General features: G+C 35.5%; 16 protein-coding genes. 12 read left to right on the forward strand and 4 right to left on the reverse strand.

Annotated features, from left to right (window positions below):
* Positions 1–241: 241 nt before the first annotated feature.
* The 4 genes from miaB to ACN5L8_RS11130 all read left to right on the forward strand — a co-directional run bounded on the left by miaB (position 242) and on the right by ACN5L8_RS11130 (position 4413).
* A complete protein-coding gene (gene miaB, locus ACN5L8_RS11115; RefSeq protein WP_114705396.1) occupies positions 242–1717 on the forward strand; it encodes a tRNA (N6-isopentenyl adenosine(37)-C2)-methylthiotransferase MiaB in 1476 nt (491 codons plus the stop codon).
* Between the two features lie 84 nt (positions 1718–1801).
* Positions 1802–2422 carry a hypothetical protein gene (locus tag ACN5L8_RS11120; protein WP_114705395.1) on the forward strand — a complete coding sequence of 207 codons (621 nt, stop codon included), beginning with the start codon at positions 1802–1804 and terminating at the stop codon, positions 2420–2422.
* On the forward strand, positions 2410–3453 hold the full coding sequence (locus ACN5L8_RS11125; RefSeq protein ID WP_419168180.1) for an aminopeptidase: 1044 nt from the start codon (positions 2410–2412) through the stop codon (positions 3451–3453). Before ACN5L8_RS11120 ends, ACN5L8_RS11125 begins: the two co-directional genes overlap by 13 nt.
* Positions 3454–3477: 24 nt before the next feature.
* Positions 3478–4413 (forward strand): hypothetical protein, encoded by a 936-nt coding sequence (locus tag ACN5L8_RS11130; protein ID WP_334678116.1) that lies wholly within the window; start codon positions 3478–3480, stop codon positions 4411–4413.
* A gap of 11 nt (positions 4414–4424) precedes the next feature.
* Here the strand turns inward: ACN5L8_RS11130 and ACN5L8_RS11135 are convergent, their stop codons facing one another.
* Positions 4425–5243, reverse strand: coding sequence for a hypothetical protein (locus tag ACN5L8_RS11135; RefSeq protein WP_114705392.1), 819 nt, complete (start codon positions 5241–5243; stop codon positions 4425–4427).
* A gap of 121 nt (positions 5244–5364) precedes the next feature.
* On the opposite strand from ACN5L8_RS11135, the gene ACN5L8_RS11140 reads away from it, so the two are divergent.
* Both ACN5L8_RS11140 and ACN5L8_RS11145 read left to right on the forward strand, forming a co-directional pair.
* Positions 5365–5784, forward strand: coding sequence for a hypothetical protein (locus tag ACN5L8_RS11140; protein WP_133296857.1), 420 nt, complete (start codon positions 5365–5367; stop codon positions 5782–5784).
* A complete protein-coding gene (locus tag ACN5L8_RS11145) occupies positions 5765–6163 on the forward strand; it encodes a hypothetical protein (RefSeq protein ID WP_419168181.1) in 399 nt (132 codons plus the stop codon). Before ACN5L8_RS11140 ends, ACN5L8_RS11145 begins: the two co-directional genes overlap by 20 nt.
* On the opposite strand, the gene ACN5L8_RS11150 is transcribed toward ACN5L8_RS11145, so the two are convergent.
* Complete coding sequence (locus ACN5L8_RS11150; protein ID WP_412473691.1) at positions 6143–6928, reverse strand: hypothetical protein; 786 nt, start codon at positions 6926–6928, stop codon at positions 6143–6145. The two genes, ACN5L8_RS11145 and ACN5L8_RS11150, sit on opposite strands and share 21 nt — an antisense overlap.
* A gap of 184 nt (positions 6929–7112) precedes the next feature.
* Between ACN5L8_RS11150 and ACN5L8_RS11155 the strand changes: the two genes are divergently transcribed.
* Complete coding sequence (locus ACN5L8_RS11155) at positions 7113–8576, forward strand: hypothetical protein (RefSeq protein WP_412473690.1); 1464 nt, start codon at positions 7113–7115, stop codon at positions 8574–8576.
* Positions 8577–8578: 2 nt separating this feature from the next.
* Here the strand turns inward: ACN5L8_RS11155 and ACN5L8_RS11160 are convergent, their stop codons facing one another.
* Positions 8579–10207 carry a ChaN family lipoprotein gene (locus ACN5L8_RS11160; RefSeq protein WP_334678119.1) on the reverse strand — a complete coding sequence of 543 codons (1629 nt, stop codon included), beginning with the start codon at positions 10205–10207 and terminating at the stop codon, positions 8579–8581.
* A gap of 15 nt (positions 10208–10222) precedes the next feature.
* On the reverse strand, positions 10223–13078 hold the full coding sequence (locus tag ACN5L8_RS11165; protein ID WP_412473689.1) for a hypothetical protein: 2856 nt from the start codon (positions 13076–13078) through the stop codon (positions 10223–10225).
* A gap of 255 nt (positions 13079–13333) precedes the next feature.
* Here ACN5L8_RS11165 and ACN5L8_RS11170 point away from each other — a divergent pair, with 255 nt between their 5' ends.
* The 5 genes from ACN5L8_RS11170 (at position 13334) to ACN5L8_RS11190 (ending at position 17621) form a co-directional block, all read left to right on the forward strand.
* The gene (locus ACN5L8_RS11170; protein ID WP_419173051.1) at positions 13334–14200 is read left to right on the forward strand and encodes a hypothetical protein; all 867 of its coding nucleotides are present in this window, start codon (positions 13334–13336) and stop codon (positions 14198–14200) included.
* Between the two features lie 19 nt (positions 14201–14219).
* A complete protein-coding gene (locus tag ACN5L8_RS11175; protein WP_114705384.1) occupies positions 14220–14795 on the forward strand; it encodes an RsmD family RNA methyltransferase in 576 nt (191 codons plus the stop codon).
* A 51-nt stretch (positions 14796–14846) separates the two neighbouring features.
* Complete coding sequence (gene coaD, locus ACN5L8_RS11180; RefSeq protein WP_114705383.1) at positions 14847–15326, forward strand: pantetheine-phosphate adenylyltransferase; 480 nt, start codon at positions 14847–14849, stop codon at positions 15324–15326.
* Positions 15326–16555, forward strand: coding sequence for a pyridoxal phosphate-dependent aminotransferase (locus tag ACN5L8_RS11185; protein ID WP_419173052.1), 1230 nt, complete (start codon positions 15326–15328; stop codon positions 16553–16555). Before coaD ends, ACN5L8_RS11185 begins: the two co-directional genes overlap by 1 nt.
* Positions 16556–16619: 64 nt before the next feature.
* Positions 16620–17621 carry a hypothetical protein gene (locus ACN5L8_RS11190; protein ID WP_419173053.1) on the forward strand — a complete coding sequence of 334 codons (1002 nt, stop codon included), beginning with the start codon at positions 16620–16622 and terminating at the stop codon, positions 17619–17621.
* The last annotated feature ends 2 nt before the right edge of the window (positions 17622–17623 follow it).

Here is a 17623-nt window from a genome sequence, read left to right on the forward strand (position 1 = left end):
ATTTCTGGGTCAATTTTACTTATCTCATTTACATTTCACTCAAAAACATCTAAAAAAAGACCATATTATCGCCAGATTTTATAGCTGATTCGGTAATAAAATTCTAATGATTTCAGTAGTTTATGGGATATCATCTCATAGCTTTTCGCTAGGTTTTATCGTAATTTCAGCTATTTATATACTAATGTTCAGGACTTTTGGCCCGTACTACTAGCGGCGTCTCTGGGCAAATGAGGTTTTTATGGAAAATCAGACTAACGAATTAAATTCTCCAAGTGGTTTAGGTGTAAGTAAGCAAAATCACATAGCAACATCATTCTTAGACGAAAATACTGGAGATCGTATCATTCGATTAGGTGATGTGGATTTTCCACCTCGTAAAGTTTGGATGAAAACTTACGGTTGTCAGATGAATTATCATGACACTGAAAGAATTCTTGCTCATTTAAAAAATCTCAATTTTTCACATACTGAAGATCTAGATGAAGCAAGTTTAGTACTTTTTAATACGTGTGCAGTAAGAGAACTTGCAAATAATAAGTTTTATTCACAATTAGGTGAGTTGAAACACTTAAAAAAGAAGAAAGGTGAAGAATTAGTTGTTGGAGTAGGCGGTTGTGTTGCCCAAACTGAAGGAAAGGATCTTGTAAAAAAATTCAAACACCTGAATTTTGCTTTTGGCCCAGACACTATTGATACAATTAACGATATGGTTTACCGAACTTATGCAGGAGATAATAAGTTTTCCGTTAATACTTGGGACCGCTCTTCTAATTTTTCAATTGAAACAAAGATTAATCACGGAACACCACAGGCATTTGTTAATATTATCAAAGGCTGTGACAAATATTGTACTTATTGTATCGTTCCTTATACACGTGGTCGCGAACGTTCTAGAAAGCAGGCCGAAATTGTTGAGGACGTAAGAAGACTCGTTGAATATCAAGGAATTCAAGAGGTTATGCTTCTTGGTCAGAACGTAAACTCGTTTGGAAAAGAAAATGGTGAGCGTATATCTGATCTAATTATGGAATTAGATCAAATTAATGGGCTAGAAATTCTAAGATATACGACTTCACACCCATATGATGTAAGTGATGATCTTATCGCTGCTCATGGTGAAGCAAAGAAATTATCAAAACACTTACACCTGCCTGTTCAATCAGGTTCAAATACCGTACTTCAAAGAATGAATCGTGAGTACACGAAAGAACATTACCTTGGTCTATTAGAGAAGCTTCGTAAGGCCCAGCCAGAAATCGTTCTTTCTACTGATATTATTTGTGGATTTGTAAATGAAACAGATGAAGAACATAAAGAAACACTAGATCTACTTGAGAAAGCTCAATTTGATTTCATCTATTCTTATGTCTACTCTCAAAGAAGTAAGACTCGTGCAGCTAAGATGGAAGACTTCTTAACACAAGAAATTAGAAAATCTCGATTGCATGAAGTTCAGGCTTTCCAACTTTCTATCCAGGAAAAGATCCGCTCTACAATGGTTGGAAAGACGTATCGTGTTCTTGTAGAAGGGGCAAATACAATGAAAGGTGAGACTAAGTGGAAGGGGAGAACGAATTGTAATCGCGTGATTCACTTCAAGGGACCAGAAGATCTTAATCTAAAATGGCACTGGGTTGATGTGAAATGTATCAGTACAACAGCTCTTTCATGTCAGGGTGAACTTCTTCAAGACTTAGGAAGACGCTTACAATAGCCCGAAATAACAAGGGTTTGGAGTTCTTTGCCTAAATGACTATTAGTGAGCTTTAAAGTTGTAAGATATCTAAGAGGATATTTTATGATTAAAAAGACGTTAATTAAGTATTTTATTTTAAGCTTTATAACTTCACTTTCCTTTGGAATGACTGAGCTTGATCTCGATTTCAATTATAATAAGAATATTTTGGGCTCAAATAGAGAATCCTTTGATCGAACAAGAACTTATGCAGGCTCTTTAACTTTTTATTTTCTAACTTATACAGGAATAGAATTTAATATCGCCCATTCTGAGAATGAAATCTATGGAAAGTATGACAATAGTGGTGTTAGTTCAGGCCTTGTAATTCAAAATGAGACAACTAATATTGAAACTCGTAGTTATGGAATAGGGATAAGGCAGGCTTTTTCAAGTCGAAAGTCTTTTATACAACCTCTTTTATCTCTTGGCTGGAGTCATCAAGAATATACTTTAAAATCAAGAACACTTGTTACAGATCTTGATACATCCACTGACTACCTAATTGAATCTCAGGAAGATAAGACAAAATACAGTGCCATGTTTGCTGCCTTTGCGTTAAAATTTAGATTAACACGATTCATTTCATTAAAAGGGTCTGTTAAAACTGTATTTCGTGCCTTTGAATTTGAAGAAGCACGAGATCAACTCTCATATAACGCTGGGATCTCATGGATTTTTTAAGACTTGGACTGCTTCTTACGATTACGACCTCTTTTATATCATGTGCAAAAATAAGCTATTTAACAGAGCAGGGGATAGGACAAGTTGATATCTTATGGAGCGCACGAGATAATAAAGACGTTCTTTTGGATCCCAAAGTAAAGCCTGAGTATAAAGAAAAAATCAAGAAAATCGAAACTTACAAAAAGTATTTTTATAATTACTGGGATAAAAAGCCAACAGAGATCTATTCACAAACAACTCTACTTAAAACTCGTGCCGTAACTTATTTAGTTATAGCTTCAAGGCCAAATGAAGTTAAGCCTCGCAAAGAATGTTTTGCTTTTTATGGATGTTTTCCTTATCTGGGGTTTTTCAAAGAAAGCTCAGCTAGAGAATTTGCACGTGAGTTGGAAGAATCGGGTTACGAAACCTATGTGAGAGATGTGCTGGCATACTCAACCTTAGGAAACTTTGATGACCCAATACTATCTTCATTCTTTGAGTATGGAAGATATAGTTTAACTGAAACTATTTTTCATGAACTATTTCATACAATCTTCTTTGTTAAGAATGAAGTGGACCTCAATGAGAATCTCGCTAATTACTTTGGTAAACAGATGCTTATTGAGTATTACAAAGATGACCCAAAGCTAGATGAATACTTAAAGAATCTGAAACTGAATTCAAAACTTAAGGCTTCAATTACTGAACACGCTAAGAAACTTAAAGAAATTCTTCGTAGCAGTGAAGATTGGCAGGCCAAGAAAGACCAATACCTAAATGAGACGATGCCTCGTGAGCTAGAAGAGCTATGCCAAGGGCTTAACGCCAAGAAGTGCTGGCCAAAGAAAATGAAGTGGAATAGTGCATCTCTTGCAGCATTTATGACTTATGAAAAGAGCCAATCCTATATTGAAGACTACGCTCAAAAATTTCAAGGTGATCTTAGAAAGCTATTGGCCGATATTGAAGCAAAGTATCAAAAGTTTGAAGATATCGATACTGAGTTAAGTTTTGAAGAGTATCTATTTAAAAATAATTCCAAATAATGAAATAAATGCTATCTTCTAATTATGAAGCATATATTCTTTATCGATCCAATTGAGAAATTAGTCACAAAAAAAGATTCCACTATTCTTATGGCCTTAACGGCACAAGAAAAAGGAAACGAAGTCTTTGTTTTATTTGAAGATGACTTCTACATTAAAAATGTAGGTCAGGTTAGCTTTGATTGTTATAAAATCACTGGTGACATCAATGAAAACTTCTACATTGAAAACTTCCAAGTAAATGAGAAAGAGAAGGTAACTCTATCTCATGAAGTAATACTTCATATGCGAATTGATCCACCATATGATTCACGCTATCAGCGATATTTATGGATGCTCGACTTTTTAGAAAGTAAGACCGCTGTTCAGGTTAAAAATAATCCAATTGGAATTATGAAACATAATGAAAAGCTAGAAGCTTACTTATTAGAAAATAGTCTTGAGAGCTATGTTGGAACGTCATTAAATGGAGTGAAGAGCTTCGTTGAAAAAATTAGCGCGCAAGGCGTACGAGAATTGATTTTAAAGCCTCTTGATCTTTATCAGGGAATAGGTGTTGAAAAAATCAGTGTAAACGAGCTAGAGGCTAAATTTAAGGCCAAATGCGATGAGTTTAAAGGCCCAGTTGTTGTGCAACAATTTGATGAGTCAGTTTACGCTGGCGAAATTCGCTCAATATTCTATCGTGCAAAAGAGATTGGAACAATCTTGAAGGTTCCACAAGAAGGTGAGTACCTGGCCAATATTGCACAAGGTGCTAAGTATTCTGCTGTGGACTTAGATCCAAAAGTTAAAAACGAGTGTGAAGAAGTTTGTAAGAAGCTTATGAATGACGGAGTAGACTTAGTCGCCTTTGATATTTTAGGAAATCGTTTATCTGAAGTTAATGTGACATGTCCAGGTCTAATGGTGGAGGTTTCTTCTGCTATGAAAAGAAACCTCGCACTTGATTTATTTTAAGAAATTTAGAATTACATTCTAGGTGCAGATGGTGGAAAGTCTTTTGTGTAATCAGTTGAGAACTGAAGATCAAAAGAAACACAATCATTTTGCCAAACAGAAGACATCTGGCAATATCCAGCAATCGCTGGATCATCACTGCTATAGCCTTGATTTAGATAGTATTGGCATGACCAATCCCATTGAACGTCAAGAACGTCAATAACAACAGGTCCTGCTGTATTTGGAATATAGCTTCCTGAAAATTCTTTAACTTTTGAAACTTTATCAGTGGCAATATCGCCGAAAGTAACAGTTCGGTAACTACACGTACCGCTTTCACTTCTAATACATAATTTAATTTTAAGTTTTTCATATGGTTGAGGGTTGTAATGACATTTTACCCCATAAGAGTCCATTGTTCCTTGGGCAGGAGCTTGTCTTGGACGAACACGAATATTTAAACGAGAATCAGTATAGAGAATAAGTTGTCCATCACCAAGGCTTGTTGAAGACCACCAAGCATTTGATCCATTTACACGAGAGTTACCGTGAAGAGTAATTCCTTCGATTGTATAGAAATCTTGTGTCTGACCACCATCGGCCACTCCACCTTCATTACCATCTCCATAACCATCACCTGGAGTTGTATCTTCATTATTTCCATTATCACCCGAACCTGAGTCGTCTCCCCAGTCTGTGCCACCGTTATTCCAACCATTGTCTGAGCCTCCAGATCCACCCCAGCCATTACCTGTGCTTGAGTTGTAATCAGCTCTTTTATTTGTAGGCTGGACGCAACTAACTAAGGTTAGTAACGCGATTGCAGTGATAAAAGTAAACTTTTTCATGTTATCCTCGTTCTTACATTTCCTCACTATTTTATCGGTAATTCATTGAATATACTTTAATCTCCATATAAGTAGCGAAAATTGCTATGGCATTTTTCCTAAAGATTGCTAAAATTAAATTGTGTTAGTTAGAAAAGAAATTATACGTAAATTAGTGGATCAATATTATCAGGTAGCAAACTACCTAATTGAAGATCAGCTTCAGGCCATGCAATTAATTATTGATGTTGCAACAGGGGCCAGTGAAGAAGATGAAAGCTTCCTGTATAAGATTGATAATGATTATTTTGAGAGGCAATTTCTCTTACGTTTAATTTCACTTGCAACTAAAAGGTCACAGCAGACAAAGACAAAAGGGAAACTCCTTAATCATGTAAAGAAAAAAGCCTGTATTTATCTTTTCGAAATTCGAGGGGAGAGTGTCGATAATATCGCAATGGTTTTAAATATTTCACATCAAGAAGTCCTGGCCTATATTGATCATATACAAATGAACTTTGCTACGGCACAAGAGAGAGATAATGGACGCCCACTTAACTAATTTAAATAAAGCTCGATCACAGTGTTTCTTTGCTAAAAAGATGACTTATTTTGAAAGTTCAGACTTTGTTCACAATGAAGAGCATTTATCTAATTGTGAAGACTGCCGTTTAAAAATAGCTCAATTTGATTTACAAAAAGAATTAATATTAAAGGATTTTGCAGGTTTTGCGGCGGATGAGGAAATATCTCAGGACTTAGAAGCAGAGCTTGAAGAAATTATTCCGACTATCACAAGTGATGATTCACAGATGACATTACCAAAAAGAACTTACTCTCTTTCTGTGAAGGATTTTTTTGTATTTTTAATTTTTGGAATACCTCGAAAGATACAGTTTTTTGTTGTAGCTTCTTTAATCCTAGCGGCGTGTATTTACTGATAAAGAGAAGATCGCATAATACTTTCCATCTTCATCTTTTAGGTCTTTTACAATATTAGGAATCTTATTCATTTTACCTAAAGCATTTTCAAAGATTTTATGAATATCATCGTCTTCTGAAGACTCTAGGATCTTTACAATCTCTGCATTTCCCAACTCATCGTAGCGAACGACGGCCTTAAGTTTTTGAGCACTCGCATTACGAAGAGAGTTTTCAACATAAGGCCTCTCGTTGATTCGATCTCGAACTGAGATTTGTACAGAGTTAATGTATTGAGTTGCTACACGTTTATAGAATGCGTAAAAAACTTTCTCAAACTCATTGAGTTCATCAGGGCTTATGCCCTTTGGAGGGAGAAAAGTTACTGAGGCATCTTGAATAGTATCAAGCTGCTTAGACCAATTTGCACTTTTAAAGCTCTCTTGTGAGATCTTCTTTTGAATATATTGATTTCTTTGAATTGAGCCTCTTTTTTGCAATTCAAGAACTTCTTTTTCTTTCTTCTTAGAAATTGCTGCACGAGAGCTTTTTACTTGCTGATCAACTTTTTTGAAATCGTTCTTACTGTAGGCGAGTTGACCGAAGAGGTTATTATTATCTTGGGCCTTTTTCACACCAAGCTTTCTTACATCAACCTGTTTGAACTTAACTTTTAAGGGCCTTTCTTGCACTAACTTCTGATCGCTATCATCATTGATGACATAGCCTAGCAAAATAGCATGCAGCAAGAGCGAAAATAGAGTAGCAACATAAAGGTTGATCATATTTCTCCAGTGAAATCTTAATGATTTCTCATAATATTCTAGCATTTTAGTCCGTTGGGGACAAAAATTTCCCTTAAAACTGGTAAAAATTGTCTACTCTTTCATCTGGACTAATGAATAGGTAGAATTAAAGTGTGGTAAAGCCACTGCTGTAAATGATTTACGTAATTTTAAGGACTTATGGATGAGTAAACCTGTTAAATACAAATTTTCAAAGGCAAGAGTCGCAATCTTGACCGTATCTTCGATATCAATATTGACCATTGCTTATATGCTAAGCGGTGTTTCAAACAAATATAAGTTGGTATCAACAATCCAAAATGGAATTCAAATATGTAGTACTCGTGTTCAGCAAACGTATACAGCAGCGGTTGCAGGTGACATGAATTCAACTTACATGGACAGCAATTTTACTTCTCAAACAGGGGAGTGCTTTGCCCAAGTTACAGATTTAATGAATGAGTACGGTAAGTTCTCTTCAGCTATTATAAAGAAGTTCAATACAGTAAGTTCAAATGTTCACTGGTTCCATGAGAGTCTAAGAAGTACAGGGAAAGGGTTTTCTGTAACAGATCAGAACTTCTCAAAGAATATTGATGAAAAATACTCTCAATTTGAAGATGCTGCTGATGCAGGATCAATTTTGATTGAAAATCATGTTGAAACAATTTCTTCTTCTTTATCAAATATTAAATTATCACTTGCTCTTATAGCGGCCGTTTTCCTCTTTACTTTTGTTTGGGAAGCAGTATTTAGAAAAATTGTTCTAAGACGCCGTAAGGAATTAGAAGATGAAGCTTTAAGTTTACTAATGCTTAATCAAGATGAGAATTTTGATGAAATCGAAAGTGTAATAATGAATGCGTTAGAGCTTAATGAAATGAAACATTGCTCAAAGCTTTATTCTGCACAAAAGCAGAGCTTTAGAAAAGAGAAGAGAAAGTCTACAATATCAGCTAATGAAAATAAGACTTTTGGAATGCTTCTTTCTAATGACGATACAGATGCAAAAGAAGTGGCCGATGAAATTTGGTCAATGAGTGAAGATAGTAACGCTCAAGAAAGTGAGAAGAATCTTGATGAGTCAAATGTTCCAATGGTTAAAAGTTGTGAAATCTCATCTGTTAATCGCTTTATCGCTTGTAAAGTCCAAGATCAATTCAAAGACCAAGGAATTGAGTTTTCAATCGATACTCAAGAGAGAGAAATTCTTGGTGAGCGTGAAACAATTGAACAAATCCAATACAGTATCCTTACAGATGCTGCCAAAAATACTTTAAAAGCTGCTGAGGAGAGTGAAGAAAAAACTCTTCAAAAAGTTGAAGTTCAAGGGAAAACTCTAGGAGCTATCTACTACTTAAGTATTTCATCTTATGGTGATAATAAGAGTGGGGTAGAGCTTGAAACTTCTGTGCAAATTGTAAGAGAACTTTTAAAAGACATCTCTGGGCGTCTTGAACTAGCAAACCTTTACAATGATGATCTTCAGCCAGTTGGACGAAAGTATAAGCTTATTTTTAAGACGAAAGATATCAATCAAGTTGCGCTTCAAGAAAAGAAAGAAGAGCCTAAGAGTGAAGAGTCTAATAAAAAGGTTACTCGCATTGAAAAAGGTACAAAGCGCGAAATTATGCAACGCCTGATGTAGTTTTAGAACTCGCGTTTTTTAAGACTTTTAATCGAAACTAATTTTCCAATTTCATTTAAGATACTGAGGTAATTTTCATTTGAGTAGTCATCAGTGACTACCAAGTGAAATACCTCTTTGTACTCTGGTCTCTTTGTAGCAAAGAAATAGTCAAAGATAATATCTGCAAGCATATGAGAGACTTTTCTTGCTGTTTTATGAAGTTGATAAATATCTAGCCCTTTAAGCTCATCATTAATAATTACTTTCTTATTGCAAAGCTTTTTACAGGCTTTAAATACTTGCTGATCACTCTTTTTGATATTTCGATTGGCGCGAGACATGTACTGAAAGTCTTTATACATATTACATTTTCTATATGGATTAAAAAGCTTAGAGCAGAAGTAGGCACTGATGTAATTATGGATTAAATAAACAAATAGTCCGGTACGATCGCGTTTATTAAAGAACTCTAAGATTTCCTTATCAGGTACTTTAAGCTTTGCCTGATAAATATGAATACCAGCTAAGTAAGAGATACGATTAACAGAATAGCTAGAGCAATAATAGGCCTTTTTTCCTGGAAGTTTGAACGTTTTACCGTGTTCAATAAGCTTTTTGTAAAAAGACTGGGCCTTCTTTGATTTTACCTTTGAAATTGTTGTTTTAACTCTTTTAAGGTTTTGTTGATCAAAGATACGAAAATCTTCAAGCTCTCCGATTGCAATATCGAGATCGAGAGTATTGTTGATTTCATGACAAAAGTAGGCGAAGTTATCAACGATATTATCTGAAAACTTAAGTGTTCCTGTTTCGATGATATATTCGTGAATATCAAAATTGGGATCATCAGCTAAGTGCTCATACCAATAGATTTGCGACTCATACTTTAGCCATGGAGGAGAGTTAACGAGAACAAACTCTCTTAAGTTATATTTTACAATTTGATCTGATCTAAGCTTTCCTTTCTTAACAAGTTGCCAGTAAACCTCGTCAGTATTTTGATGAATAATAGTTTGAACGACGTTCTTTTTATTGAGATCAAAAACTTTTTGAGGAAGTTTATTTGGTACGATATGTAGCTCTCCAAATAAGATGAGAAGCTTATGATCAGGATTTTCTTTGTGGTATCGGGTAATAGTCTTGGCCGCTTGGTTGTCTCTTTGGTTGAGATTTCCTTTTGTATTAAGGGCGATAATTGGAATATTATGTTTCTTAGCAATTTCAAAAAAGATCTTGTAATAGGTCCATGGAAAGCGCCAAGAGTTCTTATAGTTAATAGACTCGAGAAACTCTAATTCCGTAATAGCACCCCTTAGAAACGAATCGATAAAGAATTGATGATTGATATGGATAAACTCCACACCAATAGCAAATTGGTAATCATTCTTTGCTAGGATACGAATGATTCTCTCAAGGTTACGTGTACTCTGATCAAAGGTGTGAAAGTCTCCCAGATAAATAATGTCTGAAGTATCAATTGATTGGTAGAGTTGATTGATTGTAGATGACTCAAACTCACGGCGAGCATAGCGTTGTTGATCAGTTCGATACTTCTTTAATAGCTTTGAGGGCTCTCCTTCAAGAGAGTTAGCTTTATTTTTAAAATATCGATAGATATTCCAATGAGTTTCATCGACCCTAAGTTGCATAAGTCTATGATATCACTAGTTATTTATTTGACCAATAATTATATTATTTAGAGTCGTGCTAATGAGTTGATATGTCTCGTTCACTTCCTTGGCCACTTGGTCCTGAGCACTTAAGACAGCATTTAATTCTTGTGCACTTGGTACTTCAAGAGACTGAAGTATTGTTGAGATTGCAGTACCTTTGGCACTTGAAAGAATGAATTGAATGAACTTGAGAAGTTGTTGATCACCATGCAACTTGATGATTTCAACGTCATTTGAAACTAGCTTTAAGAAAGTAGTATGTTCACTTTTTTCCAGAATTGCACTTGTCAGAGGTAAGTGTACCTGGCTTCTGTCACTCATAAGTGTTTCAAGGTATACATCTTGATTATTTGGGTAAATTTGAAACTTTGGTAATTCAACAATTCTTTGAATCAGTGATGGATTCGTAAAGTCATAATTTGCTTGAATCTTTCCACTTGAGATCTGATCACTGTAATTTCCAATGATAATCTTTAAGTGAGAAAGGATACAGCTTGTATGCCATGGCCATTTTTTCGATAGAAGATTGATCGTATCAATCTTGTTACTAAAGAGCTGTTTATATGTAGCGAAGCTTAAGCTTATAATTGAATCTCTTGAAAGAGTAATGTCTTGAAGTGATTCAATATGATAGTCCGGTAGAAACTCAGTGCGTTCTAGGAATTTTGGAATCAGCATTGCATTGAGTTTCGCTTTTGTTTTCTTTAGTCCACCATTAAAAGTCAGCTGAGTAATTTGCTTACCAATTGTAGTTTTAAAGAACTCCCTAAATAAGTTGATATTTAAGTTTGAGATCTTTGGTAGAAGACCGAAATACTGGAAGTAAGCATAACCATATTCTTCAACTTTTGCTTTTAAAGAGTCAATTGAAGTTAGCTCAAGTTTTATGTCATTCTCATTAGTGAAGTCTACAATTAGTAGGTAAGGGTAGCGCTCTTGAGGATTCATATTGAAGCCAAGTAGGTCATAACCTTCTTCATCTCTTGAGTTTGATCGGTAATTTGATAACGATTCAACACTGAAGAATTGATCAAATGGGATACAACTCTTAGTTAAGTTCTTAAAATATTGAGGGTGAGTAATCTTGTCACTCTCACTATTATTACTTAATAGCTTTCCGTTAAGAATCGCATCTTGATGGAATTCAAATGATAATCCACATTTTGTTTCATTAGAAAATAGTGGAGCATCAATTGATTTCTTATTTGCAAATAATTTATCTAATTCTTCAACGAAGAAGTCGAATTTCGAGAAGTGAGTTAGGTCACCGTTCATGTTAACTGTCAGACAAGACTCTTTTAAAAGTGCTGAGTTAACATCTGGGTTTCCAAAGATATCAAGTTTGTTTTCAACAATTCTCTTAGAGAAGATATATAGGTAGCGAGGAATTTCTCCTTTACCTTTTAGCCCTTCAAAATTGATACGCATGCGTAATTTGTATTGCTTTAACAGGGCCTCGTTCTTATTTGCATGAGAAGGAACAAATAGCTTTTGATTTGAGAAAACATACATATATCCACTATTAGATAGATGCTCACCATTTTGCATAATATTTGTAATTAGAAAGTGGTGTGGGTTCTTCTTTGGAATATTAACAAGGTTTACAAGAATTCTGTCGTAGATACTTTGTTCAACTTCTGTTGAATCGAGCAGAGAGAATTGTCCGCTAGCAGAGACTCTCGACTTATTAGACTTCTGTTTAAATAAAGAAACAATAAGAGAAATAGGATCCTTTTGCTGTTTCGGTGCTAAGTAAACAAGGAAAGTCATATACTGAATTTCTTGGAAGATCTTTAGGTATTGGCCAGTAACGTAGTTATCACCACGGAATTCTGGGCAAATAACTTCTTGCCACATTTCATTTGAGTTATTCTCCTGAGCAATCCAGTGAGAGATTGTCAGTGAGTTTAAAAAGTCTCCAGTAAAGAGAGAACTTAGGCAATGTGGAGCATCATTGAAGCTAAAGTAACCATTGTGGTTTTCAATCCACTTTGGAAAATTAACAAGAAGATTATTAATCATTAAACCAAAGTTTCGGTTACTGAAAGCATGTGAATACTTATCTGTTTCGTTGTTAAATAGAACAACTTCTAATTCATTTGGAATTTCGTGATTTAAAACCTTAAAAAACTCTATTGGGTTTAAGTCTTTAAAGATTGAATTGAGCTCAACAATGCTGTCTCCAAAGTTTTCATTTGGCCTAAACCAGCTATATTCATTCGTCCCAAGGGCACGACTTGATAACTCTCTAGAGCTTGATACCTTAAAGATCTTACTTAAAGTTGAGTTTGGATTTAAGATTTCTTTCTTAGTTAATGTTTTAGAATAGAATGCACTCAGTTGGCTGATAAAGCGCACTTTTAAAATATAAACGCTAATAGAGCGTAGGCAGTAGACCTTAAGAAACTCTTGAGTTAGCTCATAACTAGGAGCATTCTTATTATCGAGGTTCTCCCAGAACTGATTGAAGTCTGAAATACCCTCTGGATGAACTTTATTATACTTAGTGTAATCTACGAATTCTTGGTAAAGAGACTGTCTAAGACTTCTATTACGTGAACGAAATGATTTAACCTGTGCTTTTGCTTCATCAAATAATTCAAAAACAATCTTTTTGAATTTTACACTTCCTTTAGTGAGTAAGCTTTCGCCTCTCCATTTTGGTAGGATATGCTCTGAAACAAGAAATTCACCGGCATTGATGCTTGGAAGTGAAGACTGAGCAGTGCTGGCTGCACCACTAGGCTGCTCTGAAGGAAAACTTTCCTTTTGAGCTACGCTTGGACCTTGGGTCTCAGCAATATTATTTATCAGCCAATTCTTAGCCGAAAATGATTCGTTCTTCACAGTGTTGTTGATTCCAAATTTTTTTTTATTCCCAGTAAAACCAAATTTTAAGCCAGACTAACTCCTTAACTTATCCATCGGAAAGTTAACTTTCTAAACTGTTAAGGGAAAGTCATGTGTTGCGTCCTTAAAATCGGTAGTAAAATATAACGATGGCCACTCATCTTGTCATGTAAAAAAACAATTTTCCGTTAAGAAAAGCTTTGTAAGTACTTGAAACTATGTATGCGATATTTCTTAAAGTTTCTGTCATCTATGACGAAGAGAGTCAGTGACAATGATTCAGTAAATGGAGTTCATATGAGTGGAAATAGTTCACAAAATGCAGCTGCAAAAAGTGCAGAGAAAGGTTTTTCAGAAAACGAGTTAGATGACATCATGGCAGAGTTTGCTAGTCTTGATGCTGAGCTTACAACAAGTGGGCCATTAGCAGAGGAAGATCAAGTTAAAGAAGAAGTGCCAGCTGCTGAAGCTGAACCTGTTGCTGAAGAAGTTAACCCTCTCGATGAACTAGAAGCTGCAACACAAGCTCCTGTAGAAGAAGAACTTCATGTTGAAGATTTTCCTGCCGCAGAGGAGTTTGAAGAAATTAGTGCTGAAGCAACTCCAGCTCCAGAAGAAAAAACAGAAATTATTTCAGAAACAGATCTTATGGAAGCTTCATCTGAAGACGAGGCCAATCCAACTCCTTCAATTGCTGAAGCATTTGGAGAAGGCTTTGATGAAGCAGAGATGGATGCCATTATGAAAGATCTTGAAGATATTGATGCTTCAGCAGGACCTGCACTTGAGATGGAAGAAGAGGTTGAACCAGAAGCTCATGAAGAAAATGTTGTTGCTATGAAAAAGCCTGAAGAAGTGGTTGAAGTACAGCCGACAACAGTTGCAACTCCAGCAGCTGGAACAGGTGAAGTGGCTTTCAGTGCAGCGGGTAATATGAATTTCAACGTTAATCTAACAATTGCTGGCTCTCAAGCGACACTTAGTGTACAAGATGGTTGCTTTAAATTAACGATGAATGGAGTTGATATCTCAATTACAGAAGAAGGTTGTAAGGCCTTTATTGAAGGTGGAGTAAACTTTAATATTCCACTTCCAACTGATAAGAAGGATGTCGCTTAAGACTTAAAAAAGGTTTTCAATGGCCATAAATATATTGGGTGGGCATGCGAAAGGGCATGCCCTTTTTGTTCCCCCTGTTTCAATTACACGTGCAACAACAGTTATGCTAAGACGTAAGTTTTTTGATGCACACCAAGATTTAACAAATTGCCTATTTATTGATCTTTTTGCTGGAAGTGGAGCTATGGGCTTTGAAGCTTGCTCTCGTGGAGCACAAAGAGTGATCTTAGTAGAAGATAATCCAAAAGCAATTTCAGTTATTAAAAAGAACAAAGCTTCAATGAATAAGAAAGTTGATACTTCAAATATAGAAGTTATCAAGCAAAAAGCTCAGGTATATATTAAGAATATCGTCACATCAATTAAGACTGACTTATATGATGAAGTACATCTCTTCATCGATCCACCTTATGAAATGAAGGCCATCTACTTCGAGATTTTAAAGATTTTAAGAGAATCTGATTTTCAAGGTGAAGTATGGTTGGAGTCAGATCGTCAAAAAGGAGTAGTGGAGGATGATCTCAAGAAGCATTCCTTTACTTTCTCTAAAGTTTACAAGCAGGGAACGAGTTATATTGCAAGAATTGCAATGTAGCTAGCTACCATATAAAATTAAGTCATATAAATTAAAAGAAATAGGAACTCAATGAAAAGAGCAATTTATCCAGGTACGTTTGATCCTTTTACAAATGGACACAAAGATATCTTAATGAGGTCATTAAGTGTTTTTGACGAAGTCATTATCCTTGTTGCCCACAATCGAAACAAGAAGCCTTTCTTCACTGCAGACGAAAGAGTTGCGATGTTAGAGGAGACTTTTAAAGATGAGCCAAGAGTAAAAGCTGATAAGTGGGAAGGCCTTATTGTTGACTATGCTAAAGAAAATGAAATCAGCTCAATAATTCGTGGTCTAAGACCAACAGGTGATTTTGAAGCTGAATTTCAAATGGCATCAATGAATAAGAGACTCTATCCTGAAATCGAAACAGTTTTCTTTATCACGGAAAGAGATAATTATTACGTATCAAGTTCTTTAGTAAAAGAGATCCATAAACATGGTAAACTCATTAAAGAATTTGTACCTGATACTATTTTTAATTGGATTAATAAAAAAGGAAAAGTTTAATGACAAATGTCTCAAAACGTTCTGAAGATATCAACGAAAGTATTACTTTAAAACTTAATGCAAAGGCCGTTGCTTTAGCAAAGGAAGGGCAAAAAGTTTATAACTTAACAGCGGGGCAACTTCCATATCGTCCACCTAAAGAGCTAGTAGAAGCGATTCGTGGAGAGTTGGACTTTTTAAAAAGTTTTCAATATAGCCCTGTTGCTGGTGATGGTGAGTTACTTGAGAAGTTAATTGATTATGTGGAAACATCGAGATCAATTAGTTTTGAAGACTACGATCATCGCTTTGCTGCTACTGTTGGAAATGGTGGAAAGCATGTTCTGGCAAATATCTTTGCTGCCCTTGTAAATCCTGGAGATGAAGTTATTGTTTTCGCTCCTTATTGGATCTCTTATCCTCAAATGATTAAGTTGAATAGGGGAGTCATCAAGGTGGTAGAGGCTTCTATTTATAATGCTTTTGAGCCAGACCTTGAAAAGCTCAAAGAACTATTAAGTGATAAAACAAAGGCCATCATTTTAAATAGTCCAAATAATCCATCTGGCGTTTTTTATAATGAAAAATGGATGAAAAGCTTCGCAGAGATTATTAAGCCTTTTGAAAATACTTATGTTATTTCAGATGAGATTTACTACGAATTAAATTACTACGATCCAAGACCTACTTATTTTTATCAATACGATCGCGAACTCTTATCTCGTACAATAATCGTGGACGGGATATCTAAAAGCTTAGCTTCAACAGGCTTAAGACTTGGTTATTGTATTGCTCATGAAGATATTATTAGTGCTATTAAAAAGATTCAGGGGCATACTGCGTCTGGTTCTTGTTCATTAATTCAAAGAGCATTACTGCGTTATAATTTAAATCAAATTGATGAATACCTCTCTCCTGTAAAGAAGCATCTTCGAGAAAATTCATTAATTCTTAGAGAAGTTCTTAGAGAAAATCAACTGGAGAAATGTTGGTATCAGGTGACATCAGCTTTTTATTTTCTAATGGATTTTTCAAGCGCACCAATTATTGAAAAATTTAAAAAAAGTGAAGACGATCAAACTGATTATTCTGTTCAGATTTGTGAACAATTACTTGAGGAAAAAGGTGTGGCGATGGTGCCAAGTGGTGATTTCGGTCTACCAAATTGTGCCAGAATGTCACTTGTACTACCAAAAGATGACTTTAGGGACGCAATTATTGCATTGTCCGAGTTCTTGACTCGGGAATAGTGCTGATACTTCGGTATCTCGTTCCCACTACCAATTAAAGCTATTCTTAAGAGATAATTAAGCTGTGAATAAACTAATCGTTCTAGCTACTTATCTCTTATTTCTACTTTCAGTCTCTTCTTGTGGAGTCGATGATGAACTCGAACTTCAAAGAGACTATCTCTATGTTGAAGATCATCTTACTTCAGGAAATTGTGATAAGGCTTTAAGCGCAATGCTTTCAATGAAAGAGCAGAGTGGGGATGCTACTTATTATAAACTCTTGGCCTCTTCTTATGCATGTAAAGCAGGATTTACTGTCACAGGTTTCTTTGCAAATGAAATTATAAAAATTGTAGCAGGGGCCGAAATCTTAAGTGGTTTATCGAGCTTCACTATTGCTCAAGAGATGACTAATATCGATAGCCTCGACTATTACTATATCACTAAGGCCGTGGACACTCTTGTTTATTCAGGTGGTGTTGGGCCCGTTACAAAAAATCCTTCAGCAACTCTAAGGATTCAAACATTTGGTTCATATGGTGCCGCCGATATCAATTCCCTTTTGATGTATTTACTCTTTGTTAAAAACGGTATGAATATGGCCTTCTATGGTAATTCAGATGCAACTGGTGCAAAGGGTGCAGGTACTGTTGGAACGAATGTCTGTCTTTATCAATATGCTGATATGGGAGATGCAGACCTAGATTCATATGTATCTTCAATTTCTGGAAGCATGGGAGTCTGTGATGACACTGCAGACGAGGGGAGTGCTGAGCTTAAAAATGGCGACGGAAGTATTAAGCTGGATCGCGCATGTGGCCTTATGACAGATTTTAATAACCTTATTGATGTTCTCTCTAATCTTACCATCGGTAATGTCAGTGATGCCGACCTCGTTACTCTCTTAAGTGATGTCTCGACTATTCAAGATGCTTTTACAGCTGGTCCCGTTGCTACATATGGTCTTTCTAATAATTTAATTACAGTTAAAAATACAGATGAATGTGTAACTGAATTCACAGGAAGTGAAGAGCAAGTTGGCTTTTATATGGCCTCATTTTTTGAAACGCTACACTCAAGGTAATC

This window comes from Halobacteriovorax sp., from assembly GCF_048381875.1.
GTDB lineage: Bacteria > Bdellovibrionota > Bacteriovoracia > Bacteriovoracales > Bacteriovoracaceae > Halobacteriovorax_A > Halobacteriovorax_A vibrionivorans.

Excerpts from the sequence above, each read along its gene's own strand:
- miaB (WP_114705396.1), top strand. The coding sequence starts at position 242 with ATGGAAAATCAGACTAACGAATTAAATTCTCCAAGTGGTTTAGGTGTA.
- ACN5L8_RS11120 (WP_114705395.1), top strand. The coding sequence starts at position 1,802 with ATGATTAAAAAGACGTTAATTAAGTATTTTATTTTAAGCTTTATAACT.
- ACN5L8_RS11125 (WP_419168180.1), top strand. The coding sequence starts at position 2,410 with ATGGATTTTTTAAGACTTGGACTGCTTCTTACGATTACGACCTCTTTT.
- ACN5L8_RS11130 (WP_334678116.1), top strand. The coding sequence starts at position 3,478 with ATGAAGCATATATTCTTTATCGATCCAATTGAGAAATTAGTCACAAAA.
- ACN5L8_RS11135 (WP_114705392.1), bottom strand. The coding sequence starts at position 5,243 with ATGAAAAAGTTTACTTTTATCACTGCAATCGCGTTACTAACCTTAGTT.
- ACN5L8_RS11145 (WP_419168181.1), top strand. The coding sequence starts at position 5,765 with ATGGACGCCCACTTAACTAATTTAAATAAAGCTCGATCACAGTGTTTC.
- ACN5L8_RS11150 (WP_412473691.1), bottom strand. The coding sequence starts at position 6,928 with ATGATCAACCTTTATGTTGCTACTCTATTTTCGCTCTTGCTGCATGCT.
- ACN5L8_RS11155 (WP_412473690.1), top strand. The coding sequence starts at position 7,113 with ATGAGTAAACCTGTTAAATACAAATTTTCAAAGGCAAGAGTCGCAATC.
- ACN5L8_RS11160 (WP_334678119.1), bottom strand. The coding sequence starts at position 10,207 with ATGCAACTTAGGGTCGATGAAACTCATTGGAATATCTATCGATATTTT.
- ACN5L8_RS11170 (WP_419173051.1), top strand. The coding sequence starts at position 13,334 with ATGACGAAGAGAGTCAGTGACAATGATTCAGTAAATGGAGTTCATATG.
- ACN5L8_RS11175 (WP_114705384.1), top strand. The coding sequence starts at position 14,220 with ATGGCCATAAATATATTGGGTGGGCATGCGAAAGGGCATGCCCTTTTT.
- coaD (WP_114705383.1), top strand. The coding sequence starts at position 14,847 with ATGAAAAGAGCAATTTATCCAGGTACGTTTGATCCTTTTACAAATGGA.
- ACN5L8_RS11185 (WP_419173052.1), top strand. The coding sequence starts at position 15,326 with ATGACAAATGTCTCAAAACGTTCTGAAGATATCAACGAAAGTATTACT.